Source organism: Maribacter sp. 1_MG-2023 (assembly GCF_030547005.1).
In the GTDB taxonomy this organism is placed as follows: Bacteria; Bacteroidota; Bacteroidia; order Flavobacteriales; family Flavobacteriaceae; genus Maribacter.
This window is the reverse complement of the sequence record NZ_JAUOPN010000005.1, coordinates 222,992-236,908: the sequence shown is the minus strand read 5'-3', so window position 1 is coordinate 236,908 and position 13,917 is coordinate 222,992. Positions and strand designations below refer to the sequence as shown.

Sequence of the window (13,917 nt, the reverse complement as noted above, 5' to 3'; positions counted from 1 at the left end):
TAATTAAATTCATTTTATGATAGCATCGGCAAAGATATCGGAAATACCCGAAATTCTTATCATGACAGACGCTTGTAGAATTGCAATGGAAGCCAATGGTATTTACCAATGGACTACCGAATATCCTTCTAAACAGGCATTTGAAAATGATATAGAACGCAATGAACTTTTTGTACTACACCTTGATAACGAAATAGTAGGTTGTATTGTTGTTTCCCTTTTTATAGACGAAGATTATAAATCTGTTAAATGGTTAACGGAAAATGCAAATAACTACTATATTCATCGCCTAGCAGTACACCCTAGCTATCAAGGTAAAGGTTTTGCCCAACGGTTAATGGACTTCGGCGAAAACTTTGCCAGAGAAAACAATGCCGTATCCGTTAGGTTAGATACCTTTAGCCAGAACAAAAGAAATCAGAAATTTTACGAGCAACGTGGTTATACCAAATTAGGAAATATCTTTTTCCCAAAGCAAAGCGAACATCCTTTTCATTGCTACGAACTTGTACTATAGAAACCATATTTTTTGAAGACTTCCGTTAATTTTAAATCTATAAATGCCTTGGCTATCCCTGCAACTATTGCGGGTATTGCAGAACCGCTATTGTCTATAACAGATACGGCTATTGTGGGTAATATTCCGGTGGACGGACTAGAGTCTCTTGCCGCAGCAGGTATTGTAGGTTCTTTTCTTTCAATGCTCATCTGGATTCTTGGGCAAACGCGTAGTGCTATTTCTTCTATTATTTCACAGTATTTAGGTGCCGGTAAATTAGAGGCTGTTAAAACGCTGCCCGCTCAGGCTATTTACCTCAACATTGCTTTGAGTATTCTGGTTTTGCTATCTACCATTTTTGTTGTTCAAGAAATCTTTGAACTTTTAAATGCTAAAGGAAAAATATTACAATACTGCATTAGCTACTACTCCATTCGAGTATGGGGTTTTCCATTAACCTTATTCGTTTTCGCTGTGATGGGTATTTTCCGCGGATTACAGAATACCTATTGGCCCATGGTCATTGCTATCACCGGAGCGGTCTTGAACGTTATTCTAGATTTTGCTTTTGTATATGGTATTGAAGGATTCATCCCTGCCATGTATTTAGAAGGTGCCGCCTATGCCAGTTTATTGGCGCAAGCGATTATGGCAATCATGGCATTTTATTTACTTTTAACGAAAACCGATATTAGCCTAAAACTAAAATTACCTGTTCACCAAGAGCTTGGTCGATTGGTAGTTATGAGCTTAAATTTATTTGTTCGTGCCATTGCCTTGAACACTGCGCTTATTCTTGCCGTTAGAGAAGCTACAGCGCTTGGCGATAAATATATTGGTGCACATACCATTGCTATTAACCTCTGGCTATTTTCTGCATTTTTTATTGATGGCTACGGTGCTGCCGGTAATATTATGGGCGGTCGATTATTGGGAGAACGTAATTATGACGGACTCTGGTTATTGGCTAAAAAGATTACGAAATACGGACTCATAGTTAGCCTAGTAATTATGGCATTGGCTACTATTTTCTACAAACCTTTAGGCAGCTTATTCTCTAATGAACCTTTGGTGCTCTCTGCTTTTTACGGTATTTTCTATATTATTATTCTGGGGCTTCCTTTTAATAGCACCGCCTTCGTTTTAGACGGGGTTTTTAAAGGTTTAGGTGAGATGAAATATTTACGAAACACCTTGCTCGTAGCTACCTTTTTAGGGTTTGTGCCAATGCTGTTCTTAGGTAAATATCTTCACTGGGGATTAACAGGAATATGGCTTGCCTTCACCGTTTGGATGTTTATTAGAGGTGGCGCACTGGTATGGAAATTCAGAAACAAATTCAAACCTTTATTGCAAAATCCGTAATTTTGTAACAGCTACTTCAATACAAATCTCTAAGTAGGTAATCTCGATTATCGAGTAAAATAAAATGCTATGGTCACTTCAAGAAAAAATGGAAGTTTATATACACGAATAGATGGTAAGGTTGCTCATGTAGAGTTTGGGCATCCTGCTAGTAATTCATTCGTTTCTGAACTTCTAGAACGCTTAACAGATACTATTAATGAACTTTCTGAAGATAAAGTCATATCTGTTATTCTATTAAAATCTGAAGGAGAAAAAGCTTTTTGTGCTGGTGCTTCTTTTGATGAGTTACTTGAAGTTTCTAACCTTGAAGAAGGTAAAGCATTCTTTAGCGGTTTTGCCCATGTCATCAATGCCATGCGCAAATGTAAAAAGGTAATTGTAGGTCGTGTTCATGGTAAAACTGTTGGTGGTGGCGTAGGTCTTGCCGCTGCTTGCGATTATGTATATTCTAATGTAAATGCATCAATCAAACTTTCCGAGCTTAGTATTGGTATTGCGCCTTTAGTAATCGCACCTGCCGTAGCGCGTAAAATAGGTACTGCCGCTATGGGTGAAATGTCTTTAGCCCCTACAGAATGGAAAAATGCTTATTGGGCTCAAGAGAAGGGCTTGTTCAATAAAGTATATGACTCTGCACAAGAAATGGATAAGGAACTTGACTTCTTCATTCATAAATTGGCAAGCTATAATGCAGAAGCTTTAACCGAATGGAAGAAAGTTTTATGGGAAGGTACCGACCATTGGGATACCTTATTGACAGACCGCGCAGCTATCACCGGAAAATTAGCCCTTTCTGATTTTACGAGAAATGCACTGTCAAAATTTAAAAAATAAACAATAACTGAAACAGCACTTCGTTCTGTTTCTAAATAATTAGTATGGATTTCTTTCAATTTTTAAACGGTAACCTAGTATTTCCAGTTCTTGCCCTGTCTGTTTTGATCATTTATTTCGTAAACAAAATGCGCGCAAAAAAGAAATACAAGAGGTAGTTCAAGTCTCTACGCAACTAATCTATATTTGAACATCTTTTAATAAAATCCTTTTTATGTTCACAAAAATCATAGTCGCATTTCTTTCTATTTTTCTTGTTGCTTGTAACGACAAAGACAATGCTGATCAGCAAGACTGTTCTGAAACCGCTTGTACACTTAATTTTGTAACCATAACCGTTAGCGTAAAAGACGCATCGGGTGAAGCTATTGCACTAGATAGTTATGAGGTCATAGATACTGAAACAGGTAAAAACATAGCTGAAGAATTTAAAGGCGAAGAATATAAATACCTAAAAGAACAAGGTTTCTACCCTATTCTTAGTGACGCCAATCGAGTTCAATACCAAAATTCGACCGCTACACTGACTTTTAAAGGTGTTATTGACAATGAAGAGGTCATAAACGAAACCTATGAAGTTGGCGCAGACTGTTGCCACGTTAGCTTAATCACGGGAAATACCGAGATTGTTTTAGAATGATTTCTTCCTATAAATGCTTTTAAAGATTCCCTACCTTTGCCTTATAATTATAGGTCATGAGCAATATTCGTATTACTAAACAATTCAATTTTGAAACCGGACACGCACTTTACGGTTATGACGGTAAATGTAGAAATGTACATGGCCATAGCTATAAATTATCTGTAACCGTTATTGGTAGGCCTATTACCGATACCAGCCACGTTAAATTAGGTATGGTAATTGATTTCGGAGATCTTAAAAAAATAGTGAAAGAAGATATAGTTGATATTTTTGATCACGCTACCGTATTCAATAAAAATACGCCACACGTAGAACTTGCCAAAGAATTGACGGACAGAGGGCATAACGTTATCTTAGCAAATTACCAACCTACTAGTGAGAACATGGTAATCGATTTTGCCGCAAAAATTAAATCTCGCCTTCCTGAAAACATTTCTTTATTCTCTCTAAAACTGCAAGAGACCGATACTTCGTTTGCAGAGTGGTATGCCAGTGACAATTAAGTTCAACAAAACTTAACCTTTTACTTTCTTTAGAAGCTTTAAAATTGTTTTATTTTTAAGGCAACTCCTTAATATATAACAACATGACCAAGCATCATATTTACTGGTGGAATCTTGAAAACCTTTTCGATGTAGAAAATTCGCCTAGACGAAGTGAATTTTTAAACAATCATTTGGGTAAAGAACTTGACGGATGGAATACTACTATTCTCGATCAGAAAATTGCCAATCTAACTGCAGTCATATCAAAATTCAATAATGGTGAAGGTCCTGATTTATTAGGGGTTTGTGAGGTAGAAAATGAATATGTTATCGAGTTACTTATTGATGCCATGAGCACTGCCTTAAATAAGAACTACGGCTTTGTAATTTCTGAAGGTGATGATAAAAGAGGTATTGACACTGCCCTTATTTATGATAAAACCAAATACGGACCAGAACAGCAAACGTTTAGTCTACGTATTATAAAACGAAATACCACCAGAGATTTGTTTCAAGTTCATATCAATACTGCTAATGGCAATAAGCTGGTATGCGTACTTAACCATTGGCCATCTAGATCTGGTGGTGAACTCGAAAGCGAACCATTTAGAATTATGGTAGCAGAAAATTTATCGTACTGGATCGAGAGAATTTACGAAGAGCAAGGTGATGACGCCAATATCATATTAATGGGCGATTTTAATGACAACCCTTATAACAAGAGTATTACAGAGTATTTAAAAGCTATCAATAACAAAGCCTTGGTAAAGAGTAATAGAGTGCGCCTAAAGTACTTTTATAATGTAATGCATCGGTTTTTAGATGCTCAAATAGGCACCTTCGTATTCGGTAATGAGTATAATATGTTGGATCAGTTTATGATTTCTAAAAGTATTTTATCAGAGAAGTCAGAATTACCTTTTAAACTAAGTATCGTAGAAATCATTGCCTACCCTGAACTTACTTCTGGCTCGTACCAGAAACCTGTAAAATTTGGTAGACCTAATTCTTCAACATTCAATGAAAAAGGGTTTAGTGATCACTTACCCATAAAAATGGTGCTGAACGAAAAAGATGCTGTTGTATAATTATACATCTAAAAACTAGCATTCTCTTATTTTGACCTGTGTATTCACTCGGTACGCAAAACAGTTATTATATTTACATTCTGATGACGAACATTGAACTTCCCGCAGGAAAAAAAGTATATTTTGCTAGTGATAACCACTTAGGCGCACCTACTATGGAAGCAAGTAGGGAGAGAGAACTGAAATTTATTCGTTGGTTAGATACAATCAAGTCGGATGCAGGAGTCATTTTCTTAATGGGTGATTTGTTCGATTTTTGGTTTGAATACACAACCGTTATCCCAAAAGGATTTACTAGAACCCTAGGAAAACTTGCAGAACTGTCTGATGCCGGAATCTCAATACACTACTTTGTTGGTAATCATGATCTTTGGATGAACGGTTACTTTGAAGAAGAACTAAATATACCTGTTTACCATAAACCTCAGCAATATTCCATTAACGGAGCTTCTTTCTTTATAGGTCATGGTGACGGATTAGGACCAGATGATAAGGGTTTCAAAAGAATGAAGAAGGTATTTACCAACCCGGTAGCTAAATGGTTCTTTAGATGGCTACACCCCGATATTGGTGTTCGTTTGGCAAAACATTTATCTGTTAGCAATAAGTTGATTAGTGGAGATGATGATGCCAAGTTTTTAGGTGAAGACAAAGAATGGTTGGTGTTATATGCCAAACGAAAGTTAGAAACTCAACATTATGACCATTTCATTTTTGGTCATAGACATCTTCCTTTAGAAATAGAATTAAAAGAAAATTCAAAATATACCAATCTAGGTGATTGGATCGGTTACTACACCTATGCCGAGTTTGACGGCCAGCAACTTTCGTTGAAAGAATTCAGCTAAATTTCATCAAAAACATCGACGAAATACATATATTTAATTGTAATCTTTTTCTTATAATAAGAATTGAACAGTTCACAACAATAGTTTTATAAAACTAGTTCTTGATTATATTTTTACAGTGTTATTAGGTTTGAGTGTTGACCCAAATCTTCACATTACCTAAAAGTTTCCCCAGCTTAAAACCCAAATTTTAAGTGTACCTACTTTAAAGAACAGCCCCTATTTTAGGGGTTTTTTTATGATATAAATCTTAGTAAATTAACTCTCGTGTTCTTCCACATCTTTCTGCAGGTCTAATTTTCTAAATTTTGGGGAAACAATTGCCGTAAGACCTACGGTCAATAAAGTCATGGTCCCGCCAAAAACAACTGCGGTTACTGTACCCATTAATTTTGCTGTTACCCCACTCTCAAAAGCACCCAATTCATTAGACGAACCTACAAACATAGAATTTACAGAAGCTACACGCCCACGCATATTATCGGGAGTCTTTAATTGTAATATGGTTTGTCTTATAATCATTGATACGCCATCAACCGCACCACTTAAAAATAATGCTATAACCGATAACCAGAAATAGGTAGATAGCCCGAATACAATCATACAAATTCCGAATCCAAATACAGCGAGTAATAGTTTTTTACCCGCATTCTTATGTAACGGAAATCTCGTAGACCCCAACATCGTTATGGCAGCGCCAACAGCAGGTGCTGCTCTTAGCACACCAAAACCTTCTGAACCTACATGTAATATATCTTGCGCAAATATGGGTAATAAAGCTACGGCTCCACCAAATAAAACAGCAATCATATCTAAGGTCAATGCGCCTAATACCGCTCTGGTCTTAAATACAAATGTTAGTCCCTCTTTTAAACTTTGAAAAACGGGCTCCCCTATCTTCGGATTAAGAATTGGTTTTTTAGAAATATTGAAAAGTGCCGTTAATGCCAGTAACGAAAAGCCAAAAATGACACACATGGACCAGTGCACCCCAATTAAACTAATAGAAAATCCTGCTAATGCCGGACCAAGTACAGATGCCATTTGCCAAGTAGTACTGCTCCATGTAGCAGCATTGGGGTATATTTTTTTTGGTACAATTAAAGCTATTAATGAAAATATAGTAGGACCTAGAAAGGCACGAACTAATCCGCCACAGAAAACCAAGGCATAGATACCATATAAAATTACTTTAGTTTCATACGTCTCTAGAACTGAAGGCATACTCAACATAAAAAGCCCAAAACTAATGACAGAGAACCCGAATATGCATTTTATTAAAAGATTTCTTTTCTCTTTTTGATCCACGATATGACCCGCAAAAAGTGCCATACCTACTGCAGGTATTACTTCCATCAAACCAATAATACCTAATGACAATGGGTCTTTGGTCATAGAATATACTTGCCATTCTATGACTATAAATTGCATTGACCAGGCAAAAACCATGGCAAAACGAACTAGAAGAAAAATATTGAATTCCTTATATCTTAAGGCTGCATATGGATCATTAACGCTCATAAGGCAATCGCTAAATAGGGTCTAAAGATATTTAATAAATAACAGGGCATATAAATAATAGCGAACTAATTAATCGACAGCAACAGTACAAGTTTCATTGCACACTAATCAATGCCTAATTCGCCAAAAAAAGTATCTAACTCTAGTTTAAATAATGTGCCATTTATTAAATCTCTTACCTCTACAGCTTCTTGATAACTTACCGCAAAGGTTACTTGATGTGCAGGAGTGCTCAACAATAGAGACCTGCAAGTCTCTTTTGTTTTACAATCTCCACAAAGATGATCTTTACCATTTTCAACAGTATCTGCAATGCATTTAGAAAAATGGCGCAATTCACTTTGGGTAAGTAATAAACCTATATCCCTGAAAATCACTTGAACTTTATTGGCTTGGCTAGCTTTATTTTTTTTCCATTGGAAGGCTATTCCAAAATCATTCTGGTAAATAGGATATATATCGTTCATAAGAATCTACATATTTAGTATAAATATATGCATCTTATTTAGAACTATTATAAATAGTATTGTTAAATGGTGATTTCTATCTGATTACCTTCCGGGTCTAGTACAACACTTTCATAGTAACCATCGCCGGTAGTCCTAGGTTCGCCGGCAATTGTAAATCCGTCTTCTCTCAACTTTTCAGTTAAAACATTTACTTGCTTTTTTGAGCCTACGGACATGGCAAAATGTATGAATCCGGTATTTACTTCATTATCTGTAGATGCAGGAATACTTGGTTTATGCATAAGTTCTAACCTTGCACCATCAGTAAAACTTAAAAAGTAAGATGTGAATTCTTTCGTAGGGTTATGATATTTTTCTCCTGCTATGGCATTGAAATACGTTTCATAAAATGTACGCATTGCTTCTAAATCAATAACCCAAATAGCGATATGCTCTATTCTCATTTAATATCCTTTAATTTCAATTGCAAATTCACATTACCTTGCCATTCATTTTCATCAATAGAGAAAACGGCGCTAAAAGGTTTTCTACCCGTTACTAATGATAGTTTATCGCCCTTATTAAAGCCAATACCATCAATTTTATGACTGTCTTGCTGTACCACCGAAACTTTTAAATGTGCTTCTTCTTTACCAACACCTTTTGCATAACCCGTATCTTTTAAGTCTTCTGCCATAAATATCGGAGACATATTACCGGGACCGAAAGGAGCAAACTGCTTTAGAATTCGCATTAATTTTGCATTGATATCTTTCAACTCAATAACCGTATCTATTGTAATTTCTGGTATTAACATTTGCGGGTCGATACTCTCTTTCACCACTTTCTCAAACTGATGTTTGAAGTTGTTATACTGTTCTTCTAACATCGTTAAACCCGCTGCATATTTATGACCACCAAACTGTTCTATGTAATCTGCACAACCTTCTAAAGCATTGTACACATCAAAACCTCTAACTGATCTTGCCGATGCTGCCAACTTATCACCACTTTTTGTAAAAACCAGCGTTGGTCTATAGTAGGTTTCCGTTAATCTTGATGCTACAATACCGATAACTCCTTTATGCCAAGTATCTTTATAAACTACAGAAGTAAAACCTTCTTCCTCTTGATTTTCTTGAATTTGCCCTAGTGCCTCAATCGTAATTTCTTGATCTAGCCCTCTTCTATCGGTATTGAATTTTTCGATTTCAGAAGCAAATTGTATGGCTTGATTCATATTGGTTTCTGTCAATAAGTTTACTGCATATTGACCATGTTTCATTCTACCGGCTGCATTAATTCTAGGTGCAATAATGAAAACTACGTCGGTAATGGTAAGTTCTTTTTTATTGATTTGATCAATAATAGCTTTAAAACCGATTCTAGGCTGCTGATTGATAACTTGCAAGCCATAAAAAGCCAGTATTCGATTTTCTCCAGTTATCGGTACAATATCCGCTCCAATTGCAGTTGCCACTAAATCAAGGTAATAGATAACATCGTCAATAGTTTCTCCTCTACGGGAACCTAATGCCTGAATCAATTTAAAACCAACTCCACAACCACATAACTCATCATACGGATATGAACAATCTTCTCTTTTTGGGTCTAAAACTGCTATTGCACTTGGTAATTTTGTGCCAGGCCTATGGTGGTCACATATGATAAAATCGATTCCCTTTTCTTTGGCATACGCTACTTTGTCAATTGCCTTCACTCCACAGTCCAACGCAACGATCAATGTAAACCCATTATCCTCTGCAAAATCAATTCCTTTATACGACACTCCGTATCCCTCATCATACCGATCGGGAATGTAGGTCGCCACATTCGGGTAATAACTCAACAGGTACGATGACATTAAAGCAACCGCCGTAGTACCATCTACATCATAATCACCATACACCAAAATATTCTCTCCGTTGGCAATGGCTTCCTCAATCCTGTTTACGGCAATATCCATGTCCTTCATAAGAAAAGGATCATGCAAATCTTCTAACTGTGGACGAAAGAAATTCTTCGCCTCTTCATAGCTAGAAATACCTCTTTGCAACAATAGCTGTGCTACCAAAGCATCGACACTTAGCGCATCGGCTAAAGCATCGATGTCTTCTTGTTTCGGTTTTGGTATAATTGTCCAGCGCATTCTATTCAAATTAAAGTTCAAGTTCAAAAATCAAGTTCAAGTTCAAAACCCTTAATAGAATCTTTACAACTCCTTAATAAATTCGAATTTAGTTTACTTTTTATTTTTAATGATTGTTGCTATAATTCGTATTAATTGTTCTAATTCGTCTAATATTTCAACTCTTTTAGATGCATTTCCATATTCTACTTTAGTCAAAATCTTAAGATTGACCCTAGACTCCTTCAATTCTTTTAAAGATATAGAAGCTTTATTAATATAATCTTTAACTGTATTTGTTCCTTGCGCTTCACCAAAATTAAGCGCAGAACTTCCTGCTGATCTTAGCAATTGATTACCATAATACTGACCGGTCATATCAGACGGCAAGTCTTTACAAAAAAGTACAATATTAGCTGCAAAATCAACCAATCTATCTTCAAGATCAAACTTTTTATCCGGCATCATATTTTATTTGAACTTGAACTTGTAAATTTATTTTTTGTGAAAAACAGTCTTAATATCAAGCTCGGCAAATTGTCTGAACATCTCCATTACTCCGCAATATTTTTCGACGGATAAGTCTACTGCTCTTTGTAATTTTTTCTCGGCTAAATTTGCGCCATGAAAATGATATTCTATAATTACTTTGTCATAAAACTTAGGATGCTCATCTGTTAAGTTTGCAATTGTTTCTATGTGAAACTCATCTACTTCTAACTTCATCTTCTTGAACATTGCAGCTACATCTAAGCCAGAGCAACCAGCTAATGAAGACAACATTAATGCTTTTGGTCTTAAACCACTACCATCGCCACCATCTTCTTTTGCAATATCCATTCGTAAAGAATGCCCTGAAGGATTATTACTTTCAAAGGACATGTTGCCCAACCACTTTGTGCTAATATGATTTGTTGTACTCATAATTTTATGTTTTTTGTAGGCTACAAAAATACAACAATATAGGCTGGGATGTTGTTTGGTAGATGGATGAAAAGAGCTAATGATTTAGGTGTTGGCTGTTGGCTGTTGGCTGTTGGCTGTTGGCTGTTGGCTGTTGGCTGTTGGCTGTTGGCTGTTGGCAAAATAAAAATCTGTCTTTGGAAGTGCAAGACAAACTGTTTATTTCAAAACTTATTTTTCCAGTTGTCTCTATTGTCAGTTCAAGTGGTTTTTATTTCAATTTTTCATTGAATTAAAAAATGTATTGAGAACCCTTCGGCTGTGCTCAGGACATCGCCTTTAGAACATGATTGCTTCTCGATACTAATTTTCACGTGCCTTCAAAATTTACTCGAAGTGATATTAAAAAGACTAATTAAATATCCTCCTTCGTAGCAATTAGCTATCGGAATCGCAACAAAGTCAACCCTACTCTAAAATCTTAGCCACTAATTCCTGCAACTCCCCAACAACCTCATCTTCGAACCATGGATTCTTTCCTCGCCAAAAATGATTTACTGGTGATGGATGTGGTAAGAGAAAAAACTTTGGCAGGTATTCTTTATAGTGCAATACATTCTCGGTCAAGTTCTTTTTGGCTTGCTTACCTAAGTATTGATCTTGAGAGTATTTACCGATCAGTAAAATTAGCTGTACATTTTTGAATTGGTCCCAAACCTGAGAATGCCACAAGGGGGCACATTCTTTTCTGGGTGGTAAATCGCCGGTCTTTCCCTTTCCCGGATAACAAAAACCCATGGGTAACACTGCAAAATTATCAGGGTTATAAAATACCTCTTCATTAACACCAAGCCACTCTCTAAGCTTTTTACCACTTGGGTCATCCCAAGCTTTGTTTTCAACATGGGCTTTTCTGCCTGGAGCCTGACTTACCAATATAATTTTAGAATTGTTAGTACCCGCAACAATAGGTCTTGGTTCTAATGGCAAATGTGCCTTGCAAACCTCGCAACCTCTTATTTCAGCTAATAATTCTTGCACGTTATCTTTCTATTGAATTGATTGTTTAATATAAATACTAACGAATTACCTTTTAGCAATGATAAATTAGATTGCCTTTAAAGCAACTTCAATGCTTCACTATCAAAAGACAATCCTTCAAAACCTGTTTCTATAAAGTTTCTAATATTTTGATGTGAGGTTCCTTTAAGATCCAACAATACCTCATCAAAATAATATTGACCAAAACAGGCCAAAGTTTCCTTTTTTGAAAGTCCTTCTTTTATGGCGAAAGAGAATAATTTACAAGACCCAGAATTCTGACCAACCTCATTTCTAACTTCACCATTGGTATAAGCGGTTGGCGTAAATGCATATTTAGAATCGATAGCCACCATAGTATCTGAAAAGGAAATCTCTTTAGGACTAGTAGCTAATTTTTTCTTGAATTCTTCTAAGGTCATGGTTAGTTATTTAGTTTTGAAAATAATCATCAATTAAATATTGATGTTCAAATATAACGAAACCCTATTTTTTACTTCAACTTTTCCTTCGTTCAAGTACTTAAATATATTTTACTTATTCCCTCCAACAATAATAACAATTTCTCCTTTTGGTGGTTTTTCGGTAAAATGCTTTAGAACTTCTTCGGCAGTACCACGAACAGTTTCTTCATAAAGTTTGGTCAACTCTCTAGAAACAGAGATAGGTCTTTCTGCTCCGAAATATTCCACAAAATGCGCTAATGTCTTTAGCAGCTTATGCGGAGATTCATAAAAAATAATGGTACGTGGTTCTTCTGCTAATAATTTCAACCTTGTCTGTCTTCCTTTTTTTACGGGTAAAAAACCCTCAAAAACAAACTTATCATTCGGCAAACCACTATTGACCAAAGCTGGTACAAAAGCCGTTGCACCTGGTAAACATTCTACCTCAACACCTGCTTCTACACAAGCGCGTGTTAAAAGAAATCCAGGGTCAGAAATTGCCGGGGTTCCTGCATCTGAAATTAGTGCAATATTCTCACCTCCTTTTAGCTTACCTACTAGATAGTCGACCATATTATGCTCGTTGTGCATATGATGACTTTTCATCTGCGTACCAATCTCAAAATGATGTAATAATTTTCCGCTGGTACGTGTGTCTTCCGCAAGTATTAAATCTACTTCTTTAAGAATACGAATCGCCCTTAAGGTCATGTCCTCTAGATTCCCGATAGGTGTAGGCACTAAATAAAGCTTTCCCATGTATTTTAAAGTGAAAAACCTCAAGGCATGCCCTCGAAGAATTGAATTGAAAATTTAATTTAGATTTCGGCGCAAATGTAAGAGCTTTTAAATCTCTATTATCGTGTAAAAAACCCAACACAGGTGCTGGGTTGCTGATACATATATTGTATTAACTAAGAGAATCTACGCGATACCAATTCTATAAAACGCTCTTCATATGGTTCTTTACCAGCCCAGTTATTATAATCTGGTTTTACCATATTTTTTATAAAAGATATCGAACGCTCTTCTGTATCAATAGTATTTAACTGAGATAGCACACGGTTATAATCTTCCATACTATTATTAAACAAATGTTTTACAAATGCTAAACGATCATTCAAATCTACTTTTACATTACTTTTTGCCAAACGGTCATTTAATGATTTTGGCGCAGCATCCGTTTTCTTTAAGTCTTCTTTAGATGGTGTAAAAAGCTCCATGTCATTTTTCATTAAATTAGGCTTTGACATAAATTCTGCCAAAACATCTTCTAACTGATCATTATCTGGCATTTCAGAAATAAAACCCTTAATAGTTTCCATGCCTGGGTGCTTCACTATATCCTCTTCATGCGGATTACTTTCCGGCACTCCTGTATTTCCTTTCATTACGGCATTCGCCATTTCTTCGAATTTTGCCGCAATAGCATTTTTAGAAACATCAACTTCCATATCATTGAGTTCTACCTCAATAAATTTAAGCACAGCGAGTTTCTCATATAGGCTTTTAGAAACCTCATACAATTTTGTAACATCATCTAAGTTCTCTGCAGTTAAAATTTCTGTAGATAACTTTCTCAATTCCAGTTTCAACTTATTTTTCATCTCACAATTTTTACGGTAAAGACCTAAATAGTGGGTTTTTTAAATACCTTTATCATC

General features: G+C 35.9%; 17 protein-coding genes. 7 read left to right on the top strand and 10 right to left on the bottom strand.

Annotated features, from left to right (window positions below; all coding sequences use genetic code 11):
• Window positions 1-16: 16 nt before the first annotated feature.
• The 7 genes from Q4500_RS08280 (at window position 17) to Q4500_RS08250 (ending at window position 5,765) form a co-directional block, all read left to right on the top strand.
• A complete protein-coding gene (locus Q4500_RS08280) occupies window positions 17-517 on the top strand; it encodes a GNAT family N-acetyltransferase (protein WP_303599213.1) in 501 nt (166 codons plus the stop codon).
• A gap of 12 nt (window positions 518-529) precedes the next feature.
• On the top strand, window positions 530-1,864 hold the full coding sequence (locus tag Q4500_RS08275; RefSeq protein ID WP_073241187.1) for an MATE family efflux transporter: 1,335 nt from the start codon (window positions 530-532) through the stop codon (window positions 1,862-1,864).
• Between the two features lie 69 nt (window positions 1,865-1,933).
• On the top strand, window positions 1,934-2,701 hold the full coding sequence (locus Q4500_RS08270) for an enoyl-CoA hydratase/isomerase family protein (protein WP_303599212.1): 768 nt from the start codon (window positions 1,934-1,936) through the stop codon (window positions 2,699-2,701).
• 214 nt (window positions 2,702-2,915) lie between these two features.
• Window positions 2,916-3,341, top strand: coding sequence for a hypothetical protein (locus Q4500_RS08265; protein ID WP_303599211.1), 426 nt, complete (start codon window positions 2,916-2,918; stop codon window positions 3,339-3,341).
• A gap of 56 nt (window positions 3,342-3,397) precedes the next feature.
• Window positions 3,398-3,847: a 6-carboxytetrahydropterin synthase gene (locus tag Q4500_RS08260; RefSeq protein WP_303599210.1), complete on the top strand. Its 450-nt coding sequence runs from the start codon at window positions 3,398-3,400 to the stop codon at window positions 3,845-3,847.
• Window positions 3,848-3,930: 83 nt separating this feature from the next.
• Window positions 3,931-4,917 (top strand): hypothetical protein, encoded by a 987-nt coding sequence (locus Q4500_RS08255; protein WP_303599209.1) that lies wholly within the window; start codon window positions 3,931-3,933, stop codon window positions 4,915-4,917.
• 83 nt (window positions 4,918-5,000) lie between these two features.
• Window positions 5,001-5,765, top strand: coding sequence for a UDP-2,3-diacylglucosamine diphosphatase (locus Q4500_RS08250; protein WP_303599208.1), 765 nt, complete (start codon window positions 5,001-5,003; stop codon window positions 5,763-5,765).
• A gap of 258 nt (window positions 5,766-6,023) precedes the next feature.
• Here Q4500_RS08250 and Q4500_RS08245 read toward each other — a convergent pair whose 3' ends face one another.
• From Q4500_RS08245 to Q4500_RS08200, 10 genes are all read right to left on the bottom strand, one after another.
• Window positions 6,024-7,286: an MFS transporter gene (locus Q4500_RS08245; protein WP_303599207.1), complete on the bottom strand. Its 1,263-nt coding sequence runs from the start codon at window positions 7,284-7,286 to the stop codon at window positions 6,024-6,026.
• A gap of 104 nt (window positions 7,287-7,390) precedes the next feature.
• Window positions 7,391-7,753: a hypothetical protein gene (locus Q4500_RS08240; protein WP_303599206.1), complete on the bottom strand. Its 363-nt coding sequence runs from the start codon at window positions 7,751-7,753 to the stop codon at window positions 7,391-7,393.
• A 62-nt stretch (window positions 7,754-7,815) separates the two neighbouring features.
• Window positions 7,816-8,199, bottom strand: a complete 384-nt coding sequence (locus Q4500_RS08235) for a VOC family protein (protein ID WP_303599205.1) — start codon at window positions 8,197-8,199, stop codon at window positions 7,816-7,818.
• Complete coding sequence (gene recJ, locus Q4500_RS08230; protein ID WP_303599203.1) at window positions 8,196-9,884, bottom strand: single-stranded-DNA-specific exonuclease RecJ; 1,689 nt, start codon at window positions 9,882-9,884, stop codon at window positions 8,196-8,198. Before recJ ends, Q4500_RS08235 begins: the two co-directional genes overlap by 4 nt.
• 93 nt (window positions 9,885-9,977) lie before the next feature.
• Window positions 9,978-10,331, bottom strand: coding sequence for a four helix bundle protein (locus Q4500_RS08225; RefSeq protein ID WP_303599202.1), 354 nt, complete (start codon window positions 10,329-10,331; stop codon window positions 9,978-9,980).
• Window positions 10,332-10,358: 27 nt separating this feature from the next.
• On the bottom strand, window positions 10,359-10,787 hold the full coding sequence (locus tag Q4500_RS08220; RefSeq protein WP_303599201.1) for an OsmC family protein: 429 nt from the start codon (window positions 10,785-10,787) through the stop codon (window positions 10,359-10,361).
• A 447-nt stretch (window positions 10,788-11,234) separates the two neighbouring features.
• Complete coding sequence (locus tag Q4500_RS08215) at window positions 11,235-11,807, bottom strand: uracil-DNA glycosylase family protein (RefSeq protein WP_303599200.1); 573 nt, start codon at window positions 11,805-11,807, stop codon at window positions 11,235-11,237.
• Window positions 11,808-11,884: 77 nt separating this feature from the next.
• On the bottom strand, window positions 11,885-12,229 hold the full coding sequence (locus tag Q4500_RS08210) for a HopJ type III effector protein (protein WP_303599199.1): 345 nt from the start codon (window positions 12,227-12,229) through the stop codon (window positions 11,885-11,887).
• Window positions 12,230-12,340: 111 nt separating this feature from the next.
• Window positions 12,341-13,012 carry a 16S rRNA (cytidine(1402)-2'-O)-methyltransferase gene (rsmI, locus tag Q4500_RS08205; RefSeq protein WP_303599198.1) on the bottom strand — a complete coding sequence of 224 codons (672 nt, stop codon included), beginning with the start codon at window positions 13,010-13,012 and terminating at the stop codon, window positions 12,341-12,343.
• A 155-nt stretch (window positions 13,013-13,167) separates the two neighbouring features.
• On the bottom strand, window positions 13,168-13,860 hold the full coding sequence (locus tag Q4500_RS08200) for a hypothetical protein (protein WP_303599197.1): 693 nt from the start codon (window positions 13,858-13,860) through the stop codon (window positions 13,168-13,170).
• Window positions 13,861-13,917 lie beyond the last annotated feature (57 nt).